The organism is Streptomyces monashensis (genome assembly GCF_001866665.1).
GTDB classification, from domain to species: Bacteria; Actinomycetota; Actinomycetes; order Streptomycetales; family Streptomycetaceae; genus Streptomyces; species Streptomyces monashensis.
On record NZ_MLYO01000082.1, the window covers coordinates 18,421 to 45,005 of the forward strand.

General features: G+C 69.6%; 15 protein-coding genes and 4 pseudogenes. 13 read left to right on the forward strand and 6 right to left on the reverse strand.

Annotated elements, in window-relative coordinates; translation table 11 throughout:
• The first annotated feature begins 18 nt into the window (after nucleotides 1–18).
• Nucleotides 19–1,229, forward strand: a protein-coding gene (locus BIV23_RS39160) for an IS3 family transposase (protein ID WP_107471400.1) whose coding sequence is annotated in 2 segments (ribosomal slippage) — nucleotides 19–316 and nucleotides 316–1,229 — 1,212 coding nt in all. Because the reading frame shifts where the segments join, the coding sequence is not laid out codon by codon here.
• A 21-nt stretch (nucleotides 1,230–1,250) separates the two neighbouring features.
• On the opposite strand, the gene BIV23_RS39165 is transcribed toward BIV23_RS39160, so the two are convergent.
• Nucleotides 1,251–2,648, reverse strand: a complete 1,398-nt coding sequence (locus BIV23_RS39165) for a glycoside hydrolase family 97 N-terminal domain-containing protein (RefSeq protein ID WP_245790859.1) — start codon at nucleotides 2,646–2,648, stop codon at nucleotides 1,251–1,253.
• A 312-nt stretch (nucleotides 2,649–2,960) separates the two neighbouring features.
• On the opposite strand from BIV23_RS39165, the gene BIV23_RS39170 reads away from it, so the two are divergent.
• Both BIV23_RS39170 and BIV23_RS39175 read left to right on the forward strand, forming a co-directional pair.
• Nucleotides 2,961–4,451 (forward strand): RICIN domain-containing protein, encoded by a 1,491-nt coding sequence (locus tag BIV23_RS39170; RefSeq protein WP_071385774.1) that lies wholly within the window; start codon nucleotides 2,961–2,963, stop codon nucleotides 4,449–4,451.
• Between the two features lie 429 nt (nucleotides 4,452–4,880).
• Nucleotides 4,881–5,186 carry a hypothetical protein gene (locus BIV23_RS39175; protein ID WP_071385775.1) on the forward strand — a complete coding sequence of 102 codons (306 nt, stop codon included), beginning with the start codon at nucleotides 4,881–4,883 and terminating at the stop codon, nucleotides 5,184–5,186.
• A gap of 391 nt (nucleotides 5,187–5,577) precedes the next feature.
• Here BIV23_RS39175 and dctA read toward each other — a convergent pair whose 3' ends face one another.
• Nucleotides 5,578–6,996: a C4-dicarboxylate transporter DctA gene (dctA, locus tag BIV23_RS39180; protein WP_071385776.1), complete on the reverse strand. Its 1,419-nt coding sequence runs from the start codon at nucleotides 6,994–6,996 to the stop codon at nucleotides 5,578–5,580.
• Nucleotides 6,993–8,111 carry a PrpF domain-containing protein gene (locus BIV23_RS39185; protein ID WP_071385777.1) on the reverse strand — a complete coding sequence of 373 codons (1,119 nt, stop codon included), beginning with the start codon at nucleotides 8,109–8,111 and terminating at the stop codon, nucleotides 6,993–6,995. Before BIV23_RS39185 ends, dctA begins: the two co-directional genes overlap by 4 nt.
• 146 nt (nucleotides 8,112–8,257) lie before the next feature.
• Between BIV23_RS39185 and BIV23_RS39190 the strand changes: the two genes are divergently transcribed.
• Nucleotides 8,258–9,163, forward strand: coding sequence for a LysR family transcriptional regulator (locus tag BIV23_RS39190; protein WP_053659048.1), 906 nt, complete (start codon nucleotides 8,258–8,260; stop codon nucleotides 9,161–9,163).
• A gap of 66 nt (nucleotides 9,164–9,229) precedes the next feature.
• The gene (locus BIV23_RS52740) at nucleotides 9,230–9,736 is read left to right on the forward strand and encodes a hypothetical protein (protein ID WP_071385778.1); all 507 of its coding nucleotides are present in this window, start codon (nucleotides 9,230–9,232) and stop codon (nucleotides 9,734–9,736) included.
• Between the two features lie 368 nt (nucleotides 9,737–10,104).
• Here the strand turns inward: BIV23_RS52740 and BIV23_RS39200 are convergent, their stop codons facing one another.
• The 3 genes and pseudogenes from BIV23_RS39200 to BIV23_RS39210 all read right to left on the reverse strand — a co-directional run bounded on the left by BIV23_RS39200 (nucleotide 10,105) and on the right by BIV23_RS39210 (nucleotide 15,269).
• Nucleotides 10,105–11,997, reverse strand: a complete 1,893-nt coding sequence (locus BIV23_RS39200; RefSeq protein WP_245790860.1) for an alpha-L-fucosidase — start codon at nucleotides 11,995–11,997, stop codon at nucleotides 10,105–10,107.
• A gap of 871 nt (nucleotides 11,998–12,868) precedes the next feature.
• Nucleotides 12,869–14,143 (reverse strand): glycoside hydrolase family 6 protein, encoded by a 1,275-nt coding sequence (locus tag BIV23_RS39205; protein WP_071385780.1) that lies wholly within the window; start codon nucleotides 14,141–14,143, stop codon nucleotides 12,869–12,871.
• Nucleotides 14,144–14,304: 161 nt separating this feature from the next.
• A pseudogene (locus tag BIV23_RS39210) lies at nucleotides 14,305–15,269 on the reverse strand (glycoside hydrolase family 6 protein).
• 1,080 nt (nucleotides 15,270–16,349) lie between these two features.
• On the opposite strand from BIV23_RS39210, the gene BIV23_RS39215 reads away from it, so the two are divergent.
• From BIV23_RS39215 to BIV23_RS39245, 8 genes and pseudogenes are all read left to right on the forward strand, one after another.
• Nucleotides 16,350–17,786, forward strand: a complete 1,437-nt coding sequence (locus tag BIV23_RS39215) for an arabinofuranosidase catalytic domain-containing protein (protein WP_107471402.1) — start codon at nucleotides 16,350–16,352, stop codon at nucleotides 17,784–17,786.
• Between the two features lie 294 nt (nucleotides 17,787–18,080).
• Entirely contained in the window at nucleotides 18,081–19,217 is a 1,137-nt protein-coding gene (locus BIV23_RS39220) for an SGNH/GDSL hydrolase family protein (RefSeq protein WP_071385782.1), read from the forward strand.
• A gap of 79 nt (nucleotides 19,218–19,296) precedes the next feature.
• Nucleotides 19,297–20,382: pseudogene (locus BIV23_RS39225) on the forward strand (glycoside hydrolase family 10 protein); the annotation flags it as partial.
• A 330-nt stretch (nucleotides 20,383–20,712) separates the two neighbouring features.
• On the forward strand, nucleotides 20,713–20,856 hold the full coding sequence (locus BIV23_RS50885; RefSeq protein WP_177240204.1) for an arabinofuranosidase catalytic domain-containing protein: 144 nt from the start codon (nucleotides 20,713–20,715) through the stop codon (nucleotides 20,854–20,856).
• A 42-nt stretch (nucleotides 20,857–20,898) separates the two neighbouring features.
• On the forward strand, nucleotides 20,899–22,548 hold the full coding sequence (locus BIV23_RS39230; RefSeq protein ID WP_079173695.1) for a glycoside hydrolase family 27 protein: 1,650 nt from the start codon (nucleotides 20,899–20,901) through the stop codon (nucleotides 22,546–22,548).
• A gap of 14 nt (nucleotides 22,549–22,562) precedes the next feature.
• Nucleotides 22,563–23,185, forward strand: a pseudogene (locus tag BIV23_RS39235) (arabinofuranosidase catalytic domain-containing protein).
• A gap of 51 nt (nucleotides 23,186–23,236) precedes the next feature.
• Complete coding sequence (locus tag BIV23_RS39240; protein ID WP_071385785.1) at nucleotides 23,237–25,219, forward strand: alpha-L-fucosidase; 1,983 nt, start codon at nucleotides 23,237–23,239, stop codon at nucleotides 25,217–25,219.
• A 53-nt stretch (nucleotides 25,220–25,272) separates the two neighbouring features.
• A pseudogene (locus BIV23_RS39245) lies at nucleotides 25,273–26,535 on the forward strand (CE1 family esterase).
• The last annotated feature ends 50 nt before the right edge of the window (nucleotides 26,536–26,585 follow it).

Here is a 26,585-nt window from a genome sequence, read left to right on the forward strand (position 1 = left end):
GACTGGAGTCCTGTACTGATGGCGATGAAGCACTACCCGGCCGAGTTCAAGGCGGACGCGGTCGCGTTGTACCGGTCCCGGCCCGGGGCGACGATCAAGTCGGTCGCCGCGGACCTGGGCGTGAACACCGAGACACTGCGGAACTGGATACGCGCGGCCGACGGCCGGCGCACGGGCGGCCACACCGCGCCGCGCCCGGCCGCGCCGGTGGCGGCCGAGGGGATGGAGGCCGAGCTCGTCGCCCTGCGCAGGCGGGTGCGTGAGCTGGAAGAAGAGCGCGACATCCTGCAGAAGGCGGCGAAGTATTTCGCCGGGGCGACGCACTGGTGAACCGCTTCCAGTGTGTCGCCGACCTGCGCGCCGAGCACGGCGTGAAGCGGTTGTGCCAGGTCCTCGGGATCGCCCGATCGAGTTTCTACTACTGGCGGGCCACCGCGCCGGCCAGGGCCGCCCGGCAGGCGGCCGACGAGAAGCTGACCGCCAAGATCGCCGCCGTCCACGCCGCCTCGGACGGCACCTACGGCGTCCCCAGGGTCACCGCCGAGCTCCGCGAGACCGGCGGCGAGTCGGTGAACCACAAGAAGGTCGCCCGGCTGATGAAGACCGCCAGTATCGCCGGGTTCCGGCTGCGCAGGAAGCACCGGACCACCCTCGCGGACCCGGCCGCGGCGAAGGCCCCTGACCTGATCGGCCGGGACTTCACCGCCACCGAGGTGAACACCAAGTACGTCGGGGACATCACCTATCTGCCGGTCGGCGGCGGGAAGTTCTGCTATCTCGCGACCGTGATCGACCTCGCGTCCCGGCGGCTGGCGGGCTGGGCGATCGCCGACCATATGCGCGCGGAGCTGGTCGTCGACGCCCTGGCCGCCGCCGAGCGGACCCGCGGCAGCCTCGCGGGAGCGATCATGCACACCGACCACGGGGCGCAATACACCAGCCGGGCCTTCGCCGATGCCCGCCGACGCGCCGGCGTCCGGCAGTCCATGAGCGCCGTCGGCTCCAGCGCGGACAACGCCGCGGCGGAGAGCTGGAACGCGAGCATGAAACGCGAGACCCTCCAGAACCGAAAGAGCTGGTCAAACGAGCGCGAAGCCCGCCTCGAACTCTTCCGTTGGCGGCACCGCTACAACACCGTCCGCCGCCACAGCCGCCTGGGACACCGCAGCCCCATCACCTACGAACACGCGCTCGACCGAACATCAACTACGCTGACGCAAGCCGCATAACCCCGTGTCCAACTTCCGGGGTCAGGCCCCGTGCTCGTTGCCCCGCACGCCCTCCAGGCTGATCCAGTTGGGGTAGGTGCGCTCATAGCCGAACGGCCGTACGTCGTCGTGCGTGTCTATCAGCAGCTTGTGCCTGGCCGCTGTCCTGGCCCAGGCGGTGATCTGGTTCGTCATCGCCTGTGTGCCGTCGTTGATGAAACCCAGCTTGACGCCCGCGACGCCCCATCTCCGGTACCGGGCGAACAGGCTGTCCGGGCTGTTCAGGGCCATGGGGTTGACGTAGAGGAAGACGCCGATTCCCTTGCCGGTGGCGTAGCGGATGACCGTGCGCAGGTCGATGGCGGAGATCGACTGGGTGGCGTCGGTCGAGGTGTGCTCCGGGCCGTACCACCCCGAGTCGTACTCGATGTACTGCAGGCCGCGGGCGGCGGCGAAGTCGACGCCCGCCAGCCCGTCCGCCGTGGTCAGATTGCACCGGAAGACCTTGCCCGGCTTGATCCACGACGTGTCGGCGAGGTCGCCGGCCGGGGCCAGGTTGAGCACCAGCTCCGCGTTGTCGATCAGTTCGGCGTGAGTGGATCCGATCACCACCGCGCGCCAAGGCGTGACGAACGGCGTCGTGACGGTGGAGGTCGTCTGGACCGCTCCAGATCCGCGCGCCGTGTGCCGCATCAGGTACGCAGCGAGGGAGTTGGGCTGTCCGGGAACCGAACTGAGCATCATGCGCGGGTAGTCGATGCGGGCCGACTCGCAGACGCAGGCGATGAGGTCGCCGCTGTATGTCGCGGTGAGGGGCAGGTCGGTCAGGGGTCCGGTGTCCGTGGAGGAGGTTCCGGTGGGAGGGATGGAGCCGGGCGTCACCGGGTTGTAGTCGTCCTCGTCCCGCGCGCTGTAGACGAGTGTGCCGTCCGGGAAGACGAACGTCGTCAGTTCACCGGCGATGGCGGCGGTTCCCGGGTCCAGCAGCACGTATCGGAACGCGACGCCCGTCGCGTAGGCGCGGATCTGCACACCGAAGTTGATGGAGGTGCGGTTGTCCCGGAGGTTCCAGCGCATCTCCTGGTAGGTGTCAAGGACGGTCGCGTTGCGGCCGTACACCGGCTGCCATGCGCTGTCGACGTGCCTGTGCTGGTGGCTCGTCACAACGGCGTCGGCGCCCAGAGTGGTCCCGTCGCCCAGCCGCAGGCCCATGGCCGAACCGGCGACGACTGTCGCGCCGTTGCGACGGGCCGACCACCGGAGAGAGCCGCCCGTCAGCGACATGGTGATGCTGGTGGTGCCGTCGAGCGAGGTCGCGGTGACCGAGGCGTCGGAGGCCTCGGCCGGATATGTGCTGCCGATGCCCAGCGCGGCCGTTGCTGCGGCGACAGCCGCGCCCTTGAGCACCCTACGGCGGGAGGGTTCCTGACGCCCTGTCACATTCACAGTCGGTCCACCTCGCGCGGGTTTGATTTCCAACAAACTCAACCAGCAAGTAACAGATTCTGACCGTCGCAAGGTTTCTACGCCCGCCCCGATCCAGAGGTCAACCCCTCGTGTCCGCCTCTTGCATGTCCGAAATCCTGGACAGTCCAGCCTACTTGCGGCCCCGATGGGCCCAACTGGATGCACCGTCAAGCCAGTCAAGCTTAAACAAATTCGAACGCCGTCCTTGACGCCGCGAACATGTCACGACTCTCATTGGTTCCCGCCGACACAAGGGATCGTCAGCCTCGACAGACAGGGACACACATGTTCAAGGGAGTTCCCCGGACGTCCGCCAGCCGATGGCGGCGCAGAGCCGCCGCGTTCCTGACCCTGCTGGGAGGCATCGCGGCGCTCCTGCTTCCGGCGGCCGAGGCGCACGCGGCCTCGGTGTCGTTCACCACGGGCGCCGTACGCACCGATCAGAACGGGAACGCGCTCCAACTGCACGGCCTCGGCATCATCAAGGTGGGCGGCACCTGGTACGGCTTCGGGGAGGACAAGACCGGCGAGACGTCGTCGGACACGTCGTTCCAGGACATCCCGTGCTACACCTCGACCGACCTGGCCAACTGGACCTACCGTGGCGTCGCCCTGGCCAAGCAGAACAGCGGCGACCTGGGGCCGAGCCGCGTCGTGGAGCGACCCAAGGTCATCTACAACGCCTCCACCGGCACCTACGTGATGTACATGCACATCGACAGCACCAACTACTCCGAGGCCAAGGTCGGCGTGGCCACCAGCAGCACCCCGTGCGGCCCCTACGCCTACCGGGGAAGCTTCCGGCCGCTGGGCAAACTCAGCCGTGACCTCGGCCTGTTCCAGGACACCGACGGCACCGCCTATCTGCTGAGCGAGGACCGCGACAACGGCCTGCGCATCGACAGGCTGTCCGCCGACTACCTGTCCGTGGACAGCGCTGTGGCGGTGCTCGGCGGCAGCGGCAGCGGCAGTGTCGAGGCGCCCGCCATGGTCAAGGACAACGGCACCTACTACGTCTTCGGCTCGCACCTGACGGGCTGGGGCCTCAACGACAACATCTACGCCACCGCCACGTCACTGGGCGGCCCCTGGTCGTCGTTCCGTGACCTGGCCGCACCCGGCACCCACACCTACGGCAGCCAGACGGCGAACGTCATCACCGTCCAGGGCTCCTCCGGTACCACCTACATCTACGCCGGCGACCGCTGGAACACCTCCGACCTCGGCGCGTCGAAACTGATCTGGCTGCCCCTGACCATCAGGGGAACGACAGTGAACCTCGGCCAGTACCCGACCTGGTCACTCGACACCGCAGCGGGAACCTGGACGGCCGGCAGCGGGATCCCCGCTGAGGGCGTCCACACCCTGAAGAACGTCAACAGCTCCATGCCGATGGACGTGTCGAGCGGCTCCACGGCGAACGGCGCCAAGATCATCCAGTGGCCGTCCACCGGCGGTACCAACCAGCAGTGGACGCTCACGCGGGTGGCGGACAACATCTACACGCTCAGGAGCGTGAAGAGCGGCCTGTGTCTGGACGTGCCGAACCAGTCGACCGCCGCCGGCCTGCAACTGGAGCAGTGGACCTGCAACGGCGGCACCAACCAGGAATGGTTCCTCGACCTCGTCGGCAGCTACACCGGCAGCACCTACATGCTCGCCGGCGTGGGCAGCGACCTGGACATCGGCGTCGCGACCGCCTCGACCACCGGCGGGGCGGCCGTGGACCAGGAAGCGGGCACCGGCGCGACGAGCCAGCAGTGGAGTCTTTCCTGACGGGTGCGCGAGAACCAGTGACGCGGATCAACGACCGCGTTGGCCACGTGTGCCTGCCCCCGCAACGCTGACACGCGGCCGAGGAGTTCGTCATCCGGCACACGGCGGCCAGGTCGCCACCGTCGGGCAGCACCTGCGCTACTTCGCCGCCGCCCACCGACTGCCCCACGTGGACCGAGGACGCGACTCGTCAGCGTCCTCGGATACGAGTGCTACGTCGAGTGGTCGCCGCCGAACTGTCCGGCGGCCCCAGGCAAAGGCTCACAGTGGTCTGGGCGCTCGTGCCGTCCTCCGCGGTGGCGGGTGGGTGGTACGCAGTGGTGGTGGCCGTCCGTCGCTGCGGGCGGTCCTGGCGAGCGTGCTCACGGAGGCGAAGGTGACATCGGCCGTCAGGGCGGAGGTCCACAACCGCAGACGGAGCGGCCAGACGTGCGCGGTGACCGGAGCCGGGGCAGGAAGATGGTGGCGGACCGGGCCATGGGCGAGGAGAGTGTGGACGGGGCGGAGGCCTTCCGCGAGCGGCTGCTTGGTGCGCTGCTGGACGGAGCGCGGCTGGTCCGGCCACAGATGGTCGCGCTGCTGATCGCGGAGAGGGCCGGCATCGGCGGCCGTGTCGTGTCCATGTTGCTCCAGGACTGTCCGCTGGAGCTGCTGGTGCCGCTGCAGGACGAGAAGCCGTACGCGGGCCGGCCCGAGCCGGCGGCCGGCTGCCCGCCGGGCGGGCCTTCCACTTGACCCAGGTCCGCCGCCCTATGGCCGGGCGCCCGGCCATAGGGCGTTCGTGTCCGACAAGAAGAAGCAGAAGGACACAGCCGCGGCTGCTCGGCGGTATGCCCGGCGGGACGTGCGCTGACGGCAGTCCCGGACACGGATCCGCGGGGAACACACGATCGGCGAGGGGGAGAAGTGGCGGCCGCTCCAGCGGCGAACTCGTGCTCGCCCGCCGGACCGCCTGCTGATCGCCACCAGCCGATCGACGAGGTCAGCGCGCCCGACCTCGATCGCGTACCGAGTCTTAAGGGGTGCGGCGCGGGCAGCGTCGTCCGAGCGGTGACTACGACCTCCCGTTGAGAAGTGGGCGGGCCGGTCCGGAGCGTCTGCTGCGGACCGGCCCGCCCATGCGAGGTCAACGTGTGACGGGGACGGGGTCGCGGGTTGGTTCGGGCATCGTCGCGTCGGGTGCGGGCGTCTGCTTCGGATCGGGCTCGACTGTCACCGCAGAAGGAGCGGGGGCAGGGGCGTAGGGAATCTCGCCGCGCAGGACGGCCTTGGCGCGGTCCTCGTCCAGCTCGCCCTCCCAGCGGGCGACGGCCAGGGTGGCGACGCCGTTGCCGACCAGGCTGGTCAGGGCGCGGGCTTCGGACATGAACCGGTCGACGCCGAAGATCAGCGCGAGGGCGGCGACGGGGACGTGCGGGACGGCGCTGAGGGTGGCGGCCAGGGCGATGAAGCCGGAGCCGGTGACGCCCGCGGCGCCCTTGGAGGTGAGCAGCATGACGGCGAGCATGGCCAGCTGCTGGGTGAGGCTGAGGTGGATGCCGAGGGCCTGGGCGAGGAAGACCGAGCCCATGGTCAGGTAGATGGCGGTGCCGTCGAGGTTGAAGGAGTACCCGGCGGGCAGCGTGATGCCGACGACCGGTTTCGAGGCCCCCGCGTGCTGGAGCTTGGCCATCATGCGCGGCAGGACGGGCTCGGTGGAGGAGGTGCCCAGGACGATCAGCAGTTCCTCCTTGATGTAGCGCAGGAAGGGCAGCAGCCGCAGTCCGTTCAGGCGCATCACCGTCCCGAGGACGACCAGGACGAAGAGGAGGGCGGTCAGCCAGAACGAGCCGACCAGCAGGCCCAGGTGGCGCAGAGTGCCCAGGCCGTAGTTGCCGATGGTGAAGGCCATGGAGCCGAACGCGCCGATGGGGGCCAGCCGCATGATCCAGCGGATGAGTGTGAACAGGACCGAGGAGAACTTCTCGACGCCCCGGGCGATGCTCAGGCCGGCCTCTCCGCCGGCGTGCAGGCCGAAGCCGAACAGCACGGACACCAGCAGCACCGGCAGGATCTCGTTGCCGGTCAGGGCGCTGACCAGGGTGGCCGGGATGATGGCGAGGAGGAAGGGGGCGAAGCCCTCGTGGGCCGTGGTCGCCTCCGGCGGCAGGCCCTTGGCGGACAGGGTCGAGAGGTCGATGTGCAGACCGCTGCCCGGCTGGACGACGTTGACGACGACCAGGCCGATCACCATGGCCACGGTGGTCAGCACCTCGAAGTAGACCAGAGCCTTCAGGCTCACACGGCCGACCGCGCGGGCGTTGCCCATGGAGGCGATGCCGTGGACGACCGTGCAGAAGATGATCGGTGCGATGAACATCTTCACCAGCGCGATGAAGCCGTCGCCGAGCGGCTTGAGGTCAGTGCCGACGGAAGGCCACAGCCCGCCCACGGCGGCGCCGAGGAGGACGGCGATCAGGCACTGGACATAGAGGTGGGACAGCATCTTGCGGATGCGGCCCGGTGGTGCGGTGACGGTACCCGGGGCGGCGTCGTTGCGGCTCATGCGGGGCGTCCTTCCAGGACGGGAACGAGGAGTTCGGCTCGGGCGATACGCCGGGCGGCGCGGTGCAGCAGCACCGTGGGGGACGCGCCGTCCGGTGCGGGGACGGCTTGGGTGGTGACCACGCCGGCGGGGGTGCCCAGGCGCAGCGTGCCGTCGGCGGTCTGCCGGGCGACGCGGTGGGCGAGGGTGCCAGGGGTGGCGGCTGCCGTGGCCAGGGCCACGGCGGAGGTCAGGCCGATCGCCGGGTGCGGCGCGTGCATGGAGACCATGCGCACGGCCAGGTCGTACTCGTCCTGGTTGACGAGGATGCCCTGTGTGGTGCGATAGGGGGCGGGGCGGGCGACGATGCCCACTTTCGGCACCGCGTGGCTGACCGGATCGCCCTCGCGGGCCAGGCCCATGGCCAGCGCTGCCTGGCGGCGCAGCAACGTCAGCGGGGGCACTGCGGTGGCGAACGCGGTGAGGGATTCCGTGCCGTCGAGGCCGAACGCCTTGGCCTCGAACAAAGCGGCCGGAGCGCCGGCGTCGACCAGGGATGCCTCGACGGGGCCGTCCGGTCCGGTCAGCTCGTCCAGTGCCCGGCCGGTCGGCAGAGCGCGGCCGGTCGTCGAGCCCGCAGGGTCCTGGAACCCGAGCAGGACCGGCACGCCCCGCGCCGAGGTACCCGGCACCACGGCCGTGCCCTCCTCCGGAGCCACGCCCGCGGGGGTGGGGATCGTGCCGGTGAGGCGGGCCCCGGTGTTGATGTTGAGCATGTGGACGGTCGTGGTGTCCGACGCGATCGGCACGAGAGAGTGGTGGACGGCGTACAGGGCCACGGCGGTGGCGCAGTTGCCGCAGTTGCTGGCCCACTCCACGCGCTCGTCGCCGATCCCGACCTGCGCGAAGGCGTACTCGAGATCCACACCGGGTTGTGTCGACGCCCGTACCACGGCGGCCTTGGAGGTGGTGGAGGAGGCGCCGCCCACGCCGTCGATCTGACGGGGGTCGGCGGCGTTGAAGGCGGCGAGCAGCAGGGCATCGACGTCCACGCCCGTGGCGGCCACGTCGCGATGGTCGAAGATCCAGCACTTGCTGGTTCCTCCGCGGATCATCTCGCCCTGCAGACGCAGCACAACTGACTCCTCACAGCCATGGAAGGGGAAGCCCGCCGACGGTCTCGCCGTGCGTGGTGTCCTCCACGGTGGGTTACGGCAGCGTGAAGTACAATCTCGGAAATCTGCATGGCTATTAAGGTGAAGTGAACGCTGGAGGTGGCGGCATGCTGGACGTCCGGCGCATCCTGCTGTTCACGGAGGTCGCCCGGCGCGGCTCGGTGACGGCGACGGCCCGCGCCCTCAACTACACACCGTCAGCGGTATCGCAGCAGATCAGCCGCCTGGAAACGGAGGCAGGACAACCTCTGCTGGAACGCCACGCCCGGGGCGTCACCCTCACTGACGCCGGGCGGGCGCTGGCTGAACGAGGGCAACGGATCGAACGCGAACTACAGGCCGCGGAAAACGAACTCGCCGACTTCGCCGGTCTGCGCGCGGGCACACTGCGCATCGGCACCTTCCCCACCGTCGGCGCCTCGCTCCTCCCGCAGGCCGTGATCGCCTTCCGGGACGCCCACCCCGACGTACGGCTGACCGTGCGCAGCGCCCGCATCGCCGGACTGTGGACGATGCTGGAGAACCGGGAGATCGAGATGTCGCTGATGTGGGACTACGACTGGAGCCGAATCGACCGGGAGGACGTCGTCGTCACCTCACTCCTCGATGATCCGCCAGCCCTTCTGGTCAGCGACCACCATCCACTCGCCGGCCGCGAATCCGCCTCACTCGCCGACTTCGCACACGACCCCTGGATCACCCGCGCCGACCACCACCCGGTGGCCGAAGCCCTCGTCCGCGGCTGCCGCGCCGTCGGCTTCGAGCCCCACATCGCCTACGAGGCCCATGACTACCAGGAAGCCCAGGCCATGGTCGCCGCCGGCATCGGCGTCGCCCTCGCCCCCACCCTGGCCCTGGAGGGCATCCGCCCCGGCGTCAACGTCCTGCCGCTCCAGCCGCCGGCCCCCGTCCGCCGCATCCTCCTGGTTCGCATGGCCGACCACCCTCTCACCCCTGCCGCGCTGACCTTCGCCGGACTCCTCCGCGACACCGCCGCAGCCCGAACTGTCTGACACCGAACCACGCCCACCGCGGCCCGGCCTCGGCCACGCAATCCCGACCTGTCCGCCGGCACACTGGTGACGGAAGACTGCGGCCTGGCCGGCCCCGAACAGCGCGCCCGCGCCGTCGCGCTGGGCATTCCCGTCACCATGCTGCAGCCGCTGCTGCACGACACCGCCCAGGTGGAGGAGGGCTTCTGGCGCCCCGGACGCGCCGCCCGCCTCTTCCCCGTCTGCGGCTGGATCGGCCCGGGCGCCCAGGTCGGCACCGGATCCGACTTCCCCGTCGGCCAGTTCGGCACCGTGCGCTCCGTCTGGGGCATGACCACCCGCCAGATCGTCATCGGCGTCAAGGGCCCCGAACGGGTGCACGACACCTTCCTGGCCCGGGGCATCCCCACGGTGTTCGGCGAGTACGGCGTGCTCGGCTACGACTTCGGCCCGTCCGGTGGAGTGGAGCGCGGCGAGATGCTGTACTGCTTCGAGGCGTTCGGCGCCGCGGCCCGCACCCGGGGCGTGGCCACGTTCCTGTGGGACAACGATTCCTGCGGACTTCGCCAGGGCGGCCCGCGACGTACTACGTGACCAAGTCCGGAACCTCGGTCGCCGGTACGACGGCCTGACCGACCCGCGGTGACACGTTCCGTCCGGGGAGGGAAGCCGGCGCTTGCGGGCGGGCGGGTCTCTTCCCTCTGCATGCTCCTGTCCGCCCCCGCGTAGTGGTTGAAGGCGGCGTCGACGGTGGGAGGCAGGCTGGAGCTGGCAGGAAGCCGCCGTCCCATGCGCCCCGTGAGCTGACCGCCGTCCTCGACGGCCGCGCGATTCCCGTCGGCACATCGGTGGGCCTCGGCGCCTGGGACGTCCGGGTCTTCATCACCTCCTGAGGATGATGTTCCCGCGAATCGGGGCTTCGGCTGTCGCGGCCGAAGCCCCTTGGGTCGGCTCTCCGGCGCTTATGATCCCAGGTCGGTTGAGAAGGGCCGGTCGTAGACCTCGAAGGTGCGAATGGACGCCCATGCCCCGGAAGGCAACCCGGTGACCGTGACCCGCACATACCGTGCCCGGCTCCGGAACAAGGCGACCTGGACCTGACTGGTGCTGGTGGTGGCCGTGTCGTCGGCCAGCGTGTTCCACCTGCGGTTGTCGACGGAACCCTCAATCGAGTAACGGTAGTTGACCCCGTCCAGTTCCCAGGCGATGCGGGTGCCGGTCAGCGACCGGGGCGAGCCGAGGTCGACCTTGAGCCAGTGGCCGGTGCCGCCGTCGTTCGCGCACCACCGGGTCGAGGTGGAGCCGTCGACCGCCCTCGCGGCGGTGTTGCCCTTCGAGGACTCCTCGCTGTCGGCCGTCGCCGTCCGGCCGGCTGCGATGTCGGCCGGCTGCACGGACCGGTCCAGCGTGACGCCGACGACGCTGTCCTCGGCATGGGCGGTGCGGTCGATGCCGTTGATCGTCACCCGGCCGTCGCCGCCGGCCGAGTACGCCAGGGCGGCACCGGTGCGCACATCGAAGGCCCGCACGATCCTGGCGTCGCCGAGCGGCGGGATGGTGAACGAGGTTCCGCTGTAGCCGGGCAGCAGGTGCACGTAGAACGTGTCGTCCTTGCAGGTGAAGCCGTACTGGCCGTCGACCGGGTGCCACGGGCCGCCGCGGGTCCCGTAGACCGACCGGCCGCAGGACGCCATGAAGGTGCCGATCCGCCGCAGCAGCCCGGCCTGGGCGTCGGACACCGTGCCGTGCCGGTCCGGGCCGACGTTGACCATCGCGGTCATGTTCCGCACCCAGCAGTTGACCAGGATGTCCATGGCGGTGCCGTAACTCATCACGGTGGCACCGGAGTTGTAACCCCAGGTGCCGTCGACGGTGAACACCTTCTCGACGAGGCCGGTGCGGATCGCCCCGCTCGGGACGGAAGGGCCCTCGTCGCTGGCGTAGTCGCCCGTCCAGCCCGAGCGCGAGGTGGCGACGATGCCGGGCTGGTGCTTGCGCACCATCCCCATCAGGCCGAGCGGCCTGCCGTCGCCGTCCGTCTCGCCGTAGGCGGCGTCCACCGGCCACTCGTTGGCGGGGTCGCGGTACCGGCCGGGCTCCCAGAAGAACGCGGCGTCCGCGTCGCTGCCCTGCTCCGCCAGCCAGCCGCCGTCCCACCACAGGTCGTCGATCGGGCCGTACCGGGTGACCAGCTCCTTGACCGACTGGTACACCTCGGTCTTCATGACCCGCGCGTTCTCCTTGTGCGCGGGATCGGTGGTGTAGTTCCAGGGGTTGGGTGCGCAGTGGGTGCCGCGGACGTCGTAGTAACCGGGATAGCGCCAGTCGATCGGCGAGTAGTACAGGCCCACCTTCAGACCCGCCGCCCGCACCGCCGCCACGTATTCCCCGACGAAGTCACGACCCAGCGGCGCCTGGCCGGAGTTCCAGCTGTTGGGATGGTTCAGCGGCCACAGGGCGAAGCCGTCGTGGTGGCGCGTGGTCAGCGTCACGTACCTCGCTCCGAAGTCCTTGGCCAGTCGCGCCCAGGCCGTCGGGTCATAGGCGTCCGCGGTGAACTGTTCGTCGGTGGCGTCGGTGACGTACTTCCGGTAGTCCGCCGGCGTGATCGGGGCGCTGTGCATCCACCACTCGCCCTTGGCCGGGCCGGAGTACACGCCCCAGTGGATGAACATGCCCAGCTTGGCGTCCTGGAGCCACTCGATCGCGGAATCGGGCTGCTGCTCGACTCCCATGTCGGTCCTCGGGATCCGCAGGGCAGGCAGCGGCAGCGGGAGCGGCGCGTCGGGCGCGGCGTCCGCGGGTGCCGCCACCGTGACGGAACCGCCCGCGGCGGCCACTGTCATGGCGGCCATGGCGGCGAGTACCGATCTGCGCGACGTGGATTCCGGCAACGTAGTTCCTCCTGTTCGGTCTTCCGAGACATTGGATGAATTAACAGGCGTGGTGCCGTTTCTGTCGAGTCTCGTGCCGCATGTTGTTGCGAAGAGACGGTAGTTGGCCGACAAGTCGCCCTGATGTTGGGCAATGACATCGGATGTATCGACGGGGTTGGAACGGAGCCGCCCACAGTGACACGATGCAAATCACCCCCACTCCACTCGACCGAAAGTGTCGGAATGGCGGCGGCAGGGTGAAACACGAGTTTTTCTTCGAGGAGTTAGTGGACCTTCGCGACGTCTGACGGCCCCCGCGCCGGACGGTGTCCGGCCGGACCGGAGGGTTTCCGGGAGTGTCTCGCCGACTGGTTGGGTCGCCGTGCCCGTCGCCGTCCCTGTCCCGGCCGGGGTGCCCGGCGCGGTCGTGCTGCCCGCCTTGGGCGAGGTCGTCGTGATCGCCTGGGTGGTGGCGGGGTCCCGGCGCCGGCCCTGCGGTCGGGGAGCAGCGCCAGGACCAGAGCGGCCAGCCCCCCGGCCCGCGGCGGTCAGCGCCACGGTGGTGGCCAGCATCAGCCAGCCTGTGTCCGCGTCGACCCTGTCGCGCGGCCTGCCTCGCCTCATGGCCTCTGTCTACATGTCAGTCCGTTCGGAGGATCGAGCCGACGCCGCACCGCCCAGTCCCGCGTCGGCAGTTCGGCCGCAGACCGCCCCGTACACCGTTCACCCGGCGCGATCCCGTACGCGACCGGCACGAGCAACCGAGTCCCACCCACACCGGCTCGGTGACCGGCGACTTGGAGAGGAAGCGGGCTCGGCGGGCCGACGCGTACGGGGCGTCCGACCGGGCTCAGCGGTGGAACGTCAGGCGCGGTACCGCGTTGCGGGCCAGTGCGTGGGCCTGGTCGGGCCACCAGGCGCCGGCGGGCGGGTCGACGATGCCGTACTCGGGGTCGATCGTGCCGCCGGTGCTGCGGGTGCAGCTGCCGTCGGATTCACCGGGGGTCTTGATCCACAGGTAGGCGTCGACGAGCGGGACGCCGGTGTCGGCGGTGGGGCGTGGGCCGAGACCGCGGCCGGGCGCATTGCACCAGACCTCCGGGTCCCCGCTGTACTTGCCCGCCGGCGGGGTCCAGGCCCCCCGGCCGTTGCGGCTGGTGTCGATCACGAAGTGACGCAGCTCGTCGGCCGGCGGGGTGCCCACGTTCTGGTCGAACCAGGCGTCGGTCCACCGCCAGGTGGTGGGGTCTGTGGGCGAGACGGCGTCGCCGGGGGCGCCGTCGTTGGGGGCGGCGGACGAGTAGTACTGGCTGGCGCACCAGTCGGTGTGCCCGTGTGCCTGCTCGGGGCCTTCGGTGGCGTACCAGAGGCACTTGGCGATCCAGGTGCCGTATCTGGCGTTGTGGTCGGTGGGGTGGTTGTTGGACACGTTCAGGGCGAATCCGTCGCCGTACTGGACGCCGGCGTCCTGCAGTCGCTGGGCGATGTCACCGACGGACCGCCACTGTACGTTGCCGGCGTCCAGGTACACCGCGGTGCGCGGTCGGGCTTTCAGGGTCTTGACGGCGTAGGCGAGGTCGGCGATGCGGGCGGCCGTGAGTTCGCCGGTCGGGTCGGTGGTGGGCCCGCAGTCCTTGGGAAGGTTGGCCAGGCCGTCGGGTTCCACGACGATCACCGCGTCGTCGTCGCCGACGCCGGCGGCGAAGGCGTCGATCCACTGGTGGTAGGCGGCGGAGGATGCGGCTCCGCCGCTCGAGTACTGGGAGCAGTCCCGGCCGGGTATGTCGTAGGCGACCAGGACGGGGGTCCGGCCGACGGTCCGGGCCCGGTGGACGAACTTGTGCACCTTGACGCGTACCTCGTCGGGCGTACCCTCGGTGAACCATTCGGCCTGCGGCCAGCTCGCGAGTCTGGCCATGTTCGTGGCGTCCTCGATGTCGCCGTGCCTGAAGTCGACGAGGGCCTGCTTCGCCGCCTTGCTGTGCGGGTCCGCATAGAACTTCGTGGCCGGGGTGATCACGTCCTGCGTGGGCGTGGCCTGAGCCTGCGTCGTGGTGAAGGCGGCGCACAGGGCGAGCGCCGCGATGGCGGTGGCCGCGCGGCGCCGGGGGCTGCGTGACGTCATGGCTGCTCCTGGGCGGTGGTTGGATGGGGGAGCGTCTGTCACCGGGCGGGCTGTCGACCGTCTGAGCGGAAAGCGGCGCGCGGTGGACCCGGCCGGGCTGTGGCCAACGGCGCCCGTGTCCCGGTGGCAGGAAGGAACGCACCAGGTCACGGAGTCCGGGATCAGTAGCCGTGGATCATCTTGTACGCGACCTCGGGGAGGAACTGTCCGGCCGAGGAGCCGGCTCCGACGCCGCAGTTGCCGTCGGACTTGCCCGGGGTCTTGATCCACAGGAGCATCTCGGCGCCTCCGCGCGGCTGGGTCGGCATGCCGATGCGGCGGCTCGAGGGGTTGCACCACCGGTCGTTGGAGCCGTTGCCGTTGCGGCTGGAGTCCACGACGAACGGCTTCGTGCAGCCGTAGCGGGTCCGCAACTCGCTGTTGACGACGCTGTGTAGGCGATGTTCTCGGCCGTGGTGCAGTAGTCCGAGATGTTGAGCGAGAAGCCGTGGGCCTGGCGGAGGGCGGCTTCGTGGAGGTGCTGGGCGATGGTCGCCGGGCTCGCCCAGCCCGGGTGGCCGGCGTCGAGGCGGACCCAGGTGTCGGGCGCCTGGCGATCGAACTGCGTGAGGGCGCCGGTGATCATGCCTTCGCGTTCGGCTGTCTGAGCCTGGGTTGTGCAGCCGTAGTCCGCGAGGGAGTCCGGTTCAAGGAGGACGATGGCCGGGCGGTCGGCGATACCGCCGGCGAACTGGGCGATCCAGCTCGCGTAGGCGGACGGCGAGGCGGCTCCGCCGACGGAGTGTCCGCCGCAGTGGTCGCGGTTGTAGATGTTGTACGCGACGAGGAGAGGCAGCTCGTGCTGGGAGGCGGCCGCGCCCGCGGAGGCACCGGTGGCGGTGCCGATCGTGCCGCTCCAGGAGCCGAACCAGTGGGCTATGGGGGTGTCGGCGAGGGAGGCGTTGATCGCGGACGCCCGGCCGTGACCGGGGTTGGCGGCGACCCACCGTTCCGCGCCGGAGTCGGGGTCCGCATAGAACCCGCTGGTCATGGTGGCCGGGTCGGCGGCGTGAGCGGACGGTGCGACGGCGAGCGCCAGCGGCAGGGCGAAGAACGAGGCCACGAGGGCGCGGAGTCTGCGGCGCATGGCTGTACCTCGGTTTCCTGGCAGGGATGCGCCGCCCGCTCCCGGCGTGGAGGAACTCGGTGTGGTGGGTGTCGTTGTCGACGAAGGTCTTGAATCAGGGGGCAGGACCTTCATCCCGGTGCCGGATCACTGCGGCTGTGCGGCACTCGGGTGATGAGTCTGCGGCGGTGCGTTGGCGTACGGCGTTGCAGTCACCCGACGGACTGGTCTCAAGCGGTGCTGGACGAGTGCCCTGGCCCCACGGTGCCTCACCGGTGTCCGGGCGTCGTGAAGGCATCAGGTGGACGAAGAGTGTCCGAGTGCCATGAGCCCGCGGGGAATGACACCGGGCCGGTACCGTCCCGTGGTCACGATGGTCACGCGTTTCATGTCTTGCACAAGGTGTAGTGCGAACCGGTTCTACGCAAGCGCTTCGACAGTGGAGGTTACGACCGGAGGAGTGTGGGGTCAATGGCGTGGCGCGGTGGGAGGCCGGATGCCGACGGCCGGGGCGCCCTCCCGCCGCTACGGCCGGTGCACTCGGAACCGGTGGCTCGGCACCCGGGTTTGCTGGCTGCGCACCTGTTCACCGGCGATATGGCAGGTCATCCGGATGGTCCGGGACCGGTCGGCGAGCATACCCGCGCGGCCGGCGGACACGCCGTCATCTGCCGGCCACGATGCGGAGCGCGCAGATGCGTCGGCCGACCTTGACCCGCTGGGATCCAGCCGTCGAATCGATTCCGCGACAAGGTTGGTGAGAGGGGCTCCAAGACCCTTGACAGTGCCGCGAAATCGGGGGCACCGTCTCCCCCCGAAACCTCTCTGCAATCTCGCGGAAAAGACAGCCATTCAAGCGCTTCCGGATGCGCCGACGCCACCAACACCAAGCCCGGCCGGGTTGCGTCGGCACGGTGGGGAGATCAGATGGGCACCGTACGTGCAAGACGTCAGCTGCTGTCCGGCCGCGGTGGCGTCCGGCTGTTACTCGCGGCGGTACGACAGCGTGGCAGGCCAGAAAGCGTGCCGGACCAGGCACACGTCCTTGCGCCCGGAGGCTCGCCCCGCTCTCGGCGCTCTCGGCGGACCATGGTCGCCCGGATGGGGGCCGCGGCCGCGCTCGTCGTCGGAACTCTGATCGGCGCCACGGCCACGGCCAGCACTGCACGGGCCGCCGCCTCCGGGCCGTGCGACATCTACGCGGCGGGCGGTACGCCCTGTGTGGCGGCGCACAGCACGACACGAGCGCTGTACGCCTCGTACGACGGGCCGCTCTACCAGGTCCGGCGTGGCTCGGACAACACCACCCGGGACATCGGTGTCCTGAGCGCGGGCGGGTATGCCGACGCCGCCGCCCAGGACTCGTTCTGCTCGGGGACGACGTGCCTGATCACGATCGTCTACGACCAGTCCGGCCGCGGCAACAACCTCACCCAGGCGCCCGCGGGTGGCGCCGCGGGCGGGCCCGACAACCTCGCCAACGCGACCGCCGCGCCCACCACGGTGGGCGGCCACAAGGCCTACGGCGTCTTCGTGGCGCCCGGCACCGGTTACCGGAACAACCACACCAACGGCATCGCCACCGGGGACAGCCCCGAGGGCATGTACGCGATCTTCGACGGCACGCACTACAACGGCGGCTGCTGCTTCGACTACGGCAACGCCGAGACGAACAGCAACGACGACGGCAACGGCACCATGGAGGCCATCTACTTCGGCAACATCAGGGTGTGGGGCTATGGTTCGGGCAACGGTCCGTGGATCATGGCCGACCTGGAGAACGGGCTGTTCTCCGGAGTCAACCAGCACTACAACGCGGGCGATCCGTCCATCGACTACCGGTACACGACCGCCATCATCAAGGGCGGGGCGAACCACTGGGCGATCCGTGGCGGCAACGCGCAGTCCGGCGGGCTGTCCACCTACTACGACGGGCCCCGTCCCAACGTCTCGGGCTACAACCCGATGCGCAAGCAGGGGGCCATCATCCTGGGCACCGGCGGCGACAACAGCAAGGGCGCCCAAGGCACCTTCTACGAAGGGGTGATGACCTCCGGCTACCCGTCGGACGCGACCGAGGGCGCCGTCCAGGCCAACATCACCGCGGCCGGATACGGCAATTCGTCTTCCGGAGGCGGGACGAGCACCGGAGCGCTGCACGCGGTGGGCGCGGGCAAGTGCCTGGACGTGCCGAACTCGTCCACCACGGCGGGCACACAGCTGCAGATCTGGGACTGCAGCGGCGGCACCAACCAGACCTGGACCCGCACGTCGTCCCACCAGCTGACGGTCTACAGCGGCAGCAGCCAAATGTGCCTGGACGCGTACGACAACCAGACGTCCGCCGGTACCAAGGTGGAGACCTGGCCCTGCACCGGCGGCGCCAACCAGCAATGGCAGCTGAACTCCGACGGCACGGTCACCGGCACCCAGTCCGGACTCTGCCTCGACGTCACCGGCGCCTCCACGGCCAACGGCGCCCTCGCGGAACTGTGGCCGTGCAACGGCGGATCCAACCAGCGATGGAGCCTCGACTGACCTGAACGGCTTCGGTCCGTGGCCGGCTCACCGCCCGTCACGGACCGCTCGCCACCAGGCCTCGACACCACGGGACAACACCTGCCGGCACCGGAGGACGAGCATGTCCAGAGCCAGAGCGCTCCGTGGCCTGTGGGCCGCCCCCGCAGCCCCGACATCGTGCAGCAGGCCCCGGGCGGAGCGGCCAACAGCCGGTGGCTGCCGCTACAGCAGTCCGACGGCTCGTACGCCTTCCGGAACACAAGCGGCAGCTTGTTCAACCCCCGCTATTTCCCCCACTCATGAGGAATGCACATGAAGAAGTACTCGGTGCCTCTGGCCGCAGCGCTGACGGCGGCGCTCGGCATGGGCGCCGCCCTGCCCGCCGCGGCTGCCACCGACACCGGGGCGTCGCCGTCCGCCGTGCGGGCCGCCGCACCCGCCTCCTTGCGGCTGATGCCGTTGGGCGACTCGATCACCTGGGGCGTCGGCAGCCCGTCCGGGAACGGCTACCGGGGCTTCCTGTGGAACCGGTTGGCGGCCGAAGGGCATGCCCTGGACTTCGTGGGGTCGGGCCGTAACGGCACGATGTCCGACCCGGACAACGAAGGCCACTCCGGCTGGCATATCGACCAGATAGCCGGCATCGCGGACTCCGTGCTGGCCCGGTACCGGCCCAACGTGATCACCCTGGAGATCGGCACCAATGATCTGAACGGCGGTTCTCAGGCTGAGCCCGCCGCCGAACGGCTCCACGCGCTCATCGACCAGATCACGGCCGACGCCCCTGACGCGACCGTCCTCGTCGGCACCCTGATCGTCTCCACCAACAGCACCGAGGAGGCCACCCGCCCCGCCTTCAACGCCAAGCTGCCCGGCATCGTCCAGGCCGAGCAGACTGCCGGCAAGCATGTGCGCCTGGTGGACATGAGCGCTCTGACCACCGCGGACCTGTCCGACCCCTTACACCCCAACGACAACGGCTACACCAAGATGGCGGACGCCTTCAACGCCGGGGTCCAGGCCGCGGACGCGGCAGGCTGGATCAAGCCGCCGGTCTCCGTGGGCGTGCCGGTGCACTCCGGGGTCGCGGGGAAGTGCCTGGACGTCAACGGCGGCAACAGCGCCAACGGGACCGCCGTGCAGATCTGGTCCTGCAACGGCGCCGACGCACAGTGGTGGTCCGCGCGCTCGGACGGCACCTTGCGGGCACTCGGGAAGTGCCTCGACGCCACGGGCGGTGGTACCGCCAATGGCACCAAGATCGAGATCTGGGACTGCAACGGCGGCACCAACCAGCAATGGCAGGCGTACAACGGCGGTTACCGCAACCCGGTCTCCGGCCGCTGTCTCGACGACCCCGGTGCGTCTGCCGCGGACGGTACGCAACTGACCCTGTGGGACTGCAACGGCAGTGCCAACCAGCAGTGGACCGCTCTGCCGGTCTCCTGAGCCGCGTGAGCCGACTCCACAAGTCGCCTGTCGCGTGATCGGCGACTTCCCCCCACACACACGAGGAGATAGATCCATCATGTCCTGGTTCAACGAGGGGCCCCGTCTGGGCAGAGTCCTGGCCTCGGCCATCGGTTCGACAGCCGCCGCGGTACTGGTCCTGGCCGGTACGGCGGCCCCCGCCGCCCACGCGGCTTCCGGCACGCTGGGCGCGGCAGCAGCCGGCAGCGGCCGCTATTTCGGCACGGCCGTGGCCGCCGGAAAGCTCGGCGACTCGGTGTACTCCACGATTCTCGACCGGGAGTTCAACATGATCACCCCGGAGAACGAGATGAAGTGGGACACCACCGAGCCGTCCCGCGGCAACTTCAACTTCGGGCCGGCCGACCGGATCGTCAACCATGCCAGCGCGCACGGTCAGCGGATGCGGGGCCACACGCTGGTCTGGCACTCGCAACTGCCCGGCTGGGTCAGCTCCATCACCGACGCGAACACCCTGCGCAGCGTGATGGACAACCACATCACCACCGAGATGAACCACTACAAGGGCAAGATCTACGCCTGGGACGTGGTCAACGAAGCCTTCGCCGACGGCGGCAGTGGCCAGCACCGCAGTTCGGTCTTCCAGAACGTCCTGGGCAACGGTTTCATCGAGGAGGCGTTCCGCACCGCACGGGCGGCCGACCCGGCGGCCAAGCTCTGCTACAACGACTACAACATCGAGAACTGGTCGGACGCCAAGACCCAGGGTGTCTACAACATGGTGCGCGACTTCAAGGCGCGCGGAGTGCCCATCGACTGCGTCGGCCTCCAGTCCCACTTCGGCGCCGGCGGACCGCCCGCCGGCTTCCGGACCACGTTGTCGAACTTCGCCTCGCTCGGCGTCGACGTCCAGGTCACCGAGCTGGACATCGCGCAGGCGTCCCCCACGGCGTACGCGAACACCGTCAAGGCGTGCATGAGCGTCGCGCGTTGCACCGGTATGACGGTGTGGGGGATCAGGGACAGCGACTCGTGGCGGACGGGGGAGAACCCGCTGCTGTTCGATGCGGGCGGGAACAAGAAGCCCGCCTACGCGGCGGTCCTGTCCGCGCTGGGCGGGCAGACGGCGAACGGTACGTCCCTGCAGGTCCGGGACTCCAACGGCGGCGCCAACCAGCGCTGGACCCTCAGGTGACGTACTAGGCGCCCAGCGCGCTCCTGCTCCCCGGGCTGCTGAGAAGCACACCGGTCGGGGCCCTGAGAACGAACACCCGCGCCCGGCACGGCTGCCGTATCCGGACGCGGGTTTCGACATGCCGTCATTGCTGCCCCACCAGACAGTAGACATGGGATGTATTGGGCTCTCAATTGCTAAGTCATCTCTATTGACAGGGCGTTGGACCTTATGGAATCACTATGTGACATGGGATGTCTGAGTGTTCCCTGTGCAGGCTCTCGGGCGCGCCGGCGGGAGCGCTCGACGCCGTTCGGAGCCCTTCGGGAAGCCGCCGTCATGGGTAACGGCGACGGCCGCTGCAAGCCCGGCGGCGCCAACCCGAGCGCCGGCACCTTCCACGAGGGAGCCGTCGTCGCCGGCGACCCCTCCGACGCGACCCACCGCGAGGTCCGGGTCGACGTCACCGCTGACTGTCACTGATTCTCCGTCAGTTTCTCAACTCGCCCCAGGAGTAGATGGCTTATGCCAACGACCACCATGACAGCCAGGCGCCTTCGGCCGCTGCCTTCACTGCTGGGCCTGCGGAGAACCCTGGCGCTCACGTTCTCGGCCCTGCTGGTCGCCGTGGCCGCTTCTCTCCTCTCCCTCGGCACGGCGCAGCCCGCCGCGGCGCTCGGCAACGGGCTCGCGCTGACCCCGCAGATGGGTTTCAACGACTGGAACGCGTACGGCTGCAACGTCTCCGAGTCGCTGATCAAGTCCACCGCTCAGGCGATGCACACCAACGGCATGCAGGCGGCGGGATACTCGTACGTCAACATCGACGACTGCTGGATGACCCACAACCGCGACTCCGGCGGCCACCTGGTGCCGGACCCGGCCAAGTTCCCCGACGGCATCAAGGGCACCGCGGACTACGTGCACTCGCTGGGGCTGAAGCTCGGGATCTACGAGGACGCGGGCACCGCGACCTGCGCGGGATACCCGGGCAGCCTGGGGCATGAGACCACGGACGCGCAGTCGTTCGCGTCGTGGGGCGTGGACTACCTGAAGTACGACAACTGCAACAACACCGGTGCACCGGCGCAGAGCCGGTACACCGCGATGCGGGACGCCCTGGCGGCCACCGGCCGGCCGATCCTGTTCAGCCTGTGCAACTGGGGCCAGGAGAACGTGTGGACCTGGGGCGCGGGCGTGGGCAACAGCTGGCGCACCACCGGGGACATCACCCCCACGTACTCCAGCATGCTGTCGATCTTCCACAGCAACGTGGGACTGGCCTCCTACGCGGGCCCCGGCCACTGGAACGACCCGGACATGCTGGAGGTCGGCAACGGCTCGCTGACGGCGACCGAGAGCCGCAGCGAGTTCAGTCTGTGGGCGGAGATGGCCGCGCCGCTGATCGCGGGCACCAACATAGCCTCGGCCAGTGCGGACACCTTGTCCACGCTGACCAACTCCCGGGTGATCGCGGTCGACCAGGACCCCCTCGGCAAACAGGGGACCATGGTGTCGTCCTCGGGCGGCCTGGACGTGCTGGCCAAGCCGCTGGCGGGCGGGGACGTGTCGGTGGCGCTGTTCAACGAGACGGACTCGACGGCGACCATCACCACCACCGCGGCCGCGATCGGGAAGACCGGGGCGTCGACCTACACCCTGACCGACCTGTGGTCGGGCGCGTCCTCGACCACCTCCGGCACGATCAGCGCCTCGGTACCGGCGCACGGCACGGTGATGTACCGGGTCGCGGGCGGCACCAGCGGCGGTGGTACCAGCGCTACCGGTGAGCTGCACGCGGTGGGTGCGGCCAAGTGCCTGGACGTACCGAACTCCACCACGACCGCGGGTACCCAGGTGGAGATCTGGAGCTGCAGCGGCGGCGCGAACCAGACCTGGACGCATACCACCTCCGACCAGCTCACCGTCTACTCCGGCAGCGGCCAGATGTGCCTGGACGCGTACGACAACCAGACCACCCCGGGGACGAAGGTGGAGATCTGGCCGTGCAACGGCCAGACCAACCAGCAGTGGTCGCTCAACTCCAACGGCACGATCACCGGAGTCCAGTCCGGCCTGTGCCTGGACGTCACCGGAGGGGCCACGGCTGACGGAACCCTCGCCCAGCTGTGGACCTGCAACGGCGGGAGCAACCAGCGGTGGACGCTGGGATGACTCATCCCTGGGCGATGGCCCCGGCCGCGTTGGACACCCCGGCGTTCGCCACATCCCCGCGGACGAGCACGCCCTCCGCGGTCCGAACGGCGCCGGTGAACCCCTCAGCGGCCGGCGCGTCGCCGCCCTGTGACATCTATGCCGCGGGTGGTACGCGGCGCGTGACGGCGCACTCCACGACCAGGGCGCTCTTCGCGTCGTACAACGGGCCGCTCTACCAGATCCAGCGGGCCTCCGACCACAGCTACCGCGACATCGGGGTGCTCGGCGCGGGCGTGTATGCCGGCGCCGCGTCCCGGGTGTCGTTCCGCGCGGGCACGCCGTGCACGGTCACGAAGCCCTACGACCAGACCGCCGGGCACAACGACCTGCCCATCTCCTGGGGCGGCTACTGGAACGGCCCCGGCCCGGGCGGATCCGACGTCGGAGCGGACGCCATGCCTCTGCCGGTGACCGCGGCCGGCCACCAGGTCTTCGGCATCAAGGTCACCCCCCCCCGCGGCTACCGGCTCGACCACGCCAGCGGAGTGGCCACATCCACTGGGGCACGGCCTGTTGGTTCGGCGGGTGCACCGGCAGCGGCCCGTGGGTCGAGGCGGACCTGGAGAACGGCAACCAGAAGTGGACGCGCAACTGATCCGGTGACGGCCGAGTCACCCACCCCGTCGATGACGCTGAGAGGCTCCGCATGACTTCCTCCTCCCTTCCGATCAGCCGGCGCCGGCTGCTGGCGGCGACCGGCGCGGCCACGGCCTTCGGCATGCTGCGGTTCGCCCCCGGGGCCGCCGCGACCGACGGCCCCGCGAGCTACACCGCGAGCTGGTCCTCCGTGGACCAGCACCCTCCTGCCCCGGCCTGGTTCCAGGACGCCAAGTTCGGCATCTACTACCACTGGGGCGTCTTCAGCGTCCCCGCGTTCGGCAACGAGTGGTATCCGCGCAACATGTACATCAGCGGCTCGGCCGAGAACCAGCACCACATCGCCACCTACGGCGACCCCTCGGTATGGCCGTACAACAACTTCATCGACGGAGCCCGCGACAAGGCCGGCGACCACGTGCAGTTCGCGCCCAAGCTCGCCTCCCGGGGCGGCAACTGGGACCCGAACGCCTGGGCGCAGCTGTTCAGGGCCGCGGGCGCGAGGTTCGCCGGCCCGGTCGCCGAGCACCACGACGGCTTCTCCATGTGGAACAGCCGCTCCAACCCGTGGAACTCGGTTCGGCACGGCCCCATGCTCGACCTCGTGGGGCTGCACGCGCAGGCCATCCGCGGGCAGGGACTGAAGTTCATGGCCTCCCTCCACCACGCCTACCACTTCAACGGCTACTACGACCATGTGCCGAACCAGTCGGACCCGACCCTGCGCGTCCTCTTCGGCCAGCAAGGCCCGGCTGCCGAGAACCAGCTCTGGTACGACAAGCTGGTCGAAGTCGTCGACGGCTACCAACCGGACCTGATCTGGCAGGACTTCGACCTCAACCTGGTACAGGAATCGGACCGGCTCCAGTTCCTCGCGTACTACTACAACCGGGCCGTCTCCTGGAACAAGGACGTCGTCGCGACCTACAAGGACGGACTCGACAACAAGGGCGAGGTCTTCGACTTCGAGCGCGGCGGCCCGGCAGGACTGCTCACCCCCTACTGGCTGACCGACGACAGCATCTCCTCCTCCAGCTGGTGCTACACGGTGGGCATCGGCTACTACTCCACCCAGGCACTGCTCCACTCACTGATCGACCGGGTCAGCAAGGGCGGCACCATGCTGCTGAACATCGCCCCGATGGCCGACGGCACCATCCCCTCCGAGCAGCGGTCCATCCTGCTCGGCATGGGCGACTGGCTCGGCCGCTTCGGAGAGGCGGTCTACGGCACCCGCTCCTGGACGAGTTACGGGGAGGGCCCCACCAAGATGGGGGGAGGCGCGTTCAGCGGACCGGTGGCCGGCAAACCGCAGGACATCCGGTTCACCCGAAGCCAGGACAACAAGGTCCTCTACGTCACCGCGCTGGGCTGGCAGGGCGGCACCATGACCATCACCACGCTGAACTCGAACCAGATCAACCTCAGCAGCCTGACCGGCGCCCGACTGCTCGACAACGCCGCCGGTACCTACGTCGACCTGCCCGCACCGACCCAGGACGCCTCCGGTCTGCACCTGGCCATGCCCTCGTCGAACCCGCCGTTCAGCGCCCTGGCGTACACGGTGAAACTGACCTTCTCCGGTGAGATTCCCGTGCTGGGCGCACCGGGAGGCTCCACGACCTGGGTGAAGATCGCCAACGCGACCAGCGGACTGGTGCTCGACAGCGGAGGCGACGTCGCCTCCGGCTCCAACCTCAAGCAGTGGAACTACGACGGCAGCGCCAACCTGCAATGGCAGCTGATCAACCTCGGCAACGGCTACTACCGCGTCATGAACCGCACCAACGGCATGGCCGCCGACAGCTGGGGCAACTCCGCCGACGGCGCCCCCGTCCGGCAGGCGGCCTGGAACGGCGGCACCAACCAGCAGTGGTCGCTGAGCAGCCTGGGCGGCAACCGCTACCAGATCGTCAACCGGGGCACCGGCACGGCGCTCGACGGCAGCGGCAGCACCACGGTGGGCTCGACGGCGGTGATGTGGACTCCGAACTCCAGCACCAACAACGAGTGGATGATCACCGGCGTGTGACCCCCGGCGACCGACGCTCCGTCCCCGTCCCTCAACCAGGGAAGAAGGAGTGCATGAAACGCAAACCGCTCTTGACGTCCATCGCTGCCGCGATACTTCTCGTCCTGTCAGCCGCGGGCACCTCGTTCAGCAGCGGCCTCGGCGCGCCCGCGTCGGCCACCAGCGGCGCCGCCTTGGCGACCGCCGGCTGCGGCAAGGCCCCGACGCTGACAAGTGGAACACACACGATGCAGAGCGGAGGCCAGACGCGGAGTTACATACTGCGGGTCCCCGCCGGCTACGACAGCAACCACCCCTACCGGCTCATCTTCGGTTTCCACTGGCGGGGTGGCACTGCGAGCGACGTCGACTCGGGTGGAACGGACGGATACAACTGGTCCTACTACGGCCTCCGGCGCCTGGCGGACAATGCGAACAACGGGACGATCTTCGTCGCTCCGCAGGGCATCGGCAACGGCTGGGCCAACTCCGGCGGCCAGGACGTGGCCTTCGTCGACGCCATGGTCAGCCGGATCGAAGCAGGTCTGTGCGTCGACACCACCCAGTTGTTCTCCGCCGGCTTCAGCTACGGCGGTGCGATGTCGTACGCCCTCGCCTGCTCCCGGGCGACGGTCTTCCGCGCGGTCGCCGTGTACTCCGGCGCGAACCTCAGCGGGTGCAACGGCGGCAACCAGCGCATCGCCTACATGGGGCTGCACGGCATCAGGGACAACGTGCTGCCCATCTCGTCGGGACGGGCACTGCGCGACACCTTCGTCCGGGCGAACGGCTGTACTCCGCGGAACCCGCCCGAGCCGGCGTACGGAAGCCTGACGCACATCATCACCACCTACTCGGGATGCACGTCCGGATACCCCGTGGTCTGGGCCGCGTTCGACGGAGCGGGCCACGACCCCGGACCGATCGACGGATCCACCGGTGACGGCTGGCGCACCTGGACGTCGGCAGCGGTGTGGCAGTTCTTCACCCGGTTCGGCCCGAATCCGCCGCCGCCCTCCGGCAACCGGAAGATCGTCGGTGAGCAGTAAGGGCGCTGCCTCGACTGCCCGGGCGTCAGCCAGTCCGCGGGCACCGGCACCACGGCGGCGATCCGGCACTGCAGCGGGCAGGCGGACCAGCGCCCCGAAGACCTCGACGCACGCCGATCCGGACCCGCGCAGACCCCCTGCGCGCTGCTGACGGGAAACGCCGCGGCATCCGGCCCGTCGCGGGCGCTCTCGCGGGAACTGGTGCACCGGGGGGCGGTCCGGATACGGCTGGCAGTGGCGGGGGTGGTGAGCGTGGCCAGGCCGTCCGACGGTGGGCGCGCGGAGTAGCTCGGTCACTTCCTTTGACGGGCGGTCTGGCGGCATGCCGCGTGCGACGC

Coding starts and splice junctions, on each gene's coding strand:
- BIV23_RS39205 (WP_071385780.1), bottom strand. CDS start 14,143: ATGACGTCACGCAGCCCCCGGCGCCGCGCGGCCACCGCCATCGCGGCG.
- BIV23_RS39170 (WP_071385774.1), top strand. CDS start 2,961: ATGTTCAAGGGAGTTCCCCGGACGTCCGCCAGCCGATGGCGGCGCAGA.
- dctA (WP_071385776.1), bottom strand. CDS start 6,996: ATGAGCCGCAACGACGCCGCCCCGGGTACCGTCACCGCACCACCGGGC.
- BIV23_RS39215 (WP_107471402.1), top strand. CDS start 16,350: ATGGGGGCCGCGGCCGCGCTCGTCGTCGGAACTCTGATCGGCGCCACG.
- BIV23_RS39220 (WP_071385782.1), top strand. CDS start 18,081: ATGAAGAAGTACTCGGTGCCTCTGGCCGCAGCGCTGACGGCGGCGCTC.
- BIV23_RS39240 (WP_071385785.1), top strand. CDS start 23,237: ATGACTTCCTCCTCCCTTCCGATCAGCCGGCGCCGGCTGCTGGCGGCG.
- BIV23_RS50885 (WP_177240204.1), top strand. CDS start 20,713: ATGGGTAACGGCGACGGCCGCTGCAAGCCCGGCGGCGCCAACCCGAGC.
- BIV23_RS39190 (WP_053659048.1), top strand. CDS start 8,258: ATGCTGGACGTCCGGCGCATCCTGCTGTTCACGGAGGTCGCCCGGCGC.
- BIV23_RS39200 (WP_245790860.1), bottom strand. CDS start 11,997: ATGGCCGCCATGACAGTGGCCGCCGCGGGCGGTTCCGTCACGGTGGCG.
- BIV23_RS39230 (WP_079173695.1), top strand. CDS start 20,899: ATGCCAACGACCACCATGACAGCCAGGCGCCTTCGGCCGCTGCCTTCA.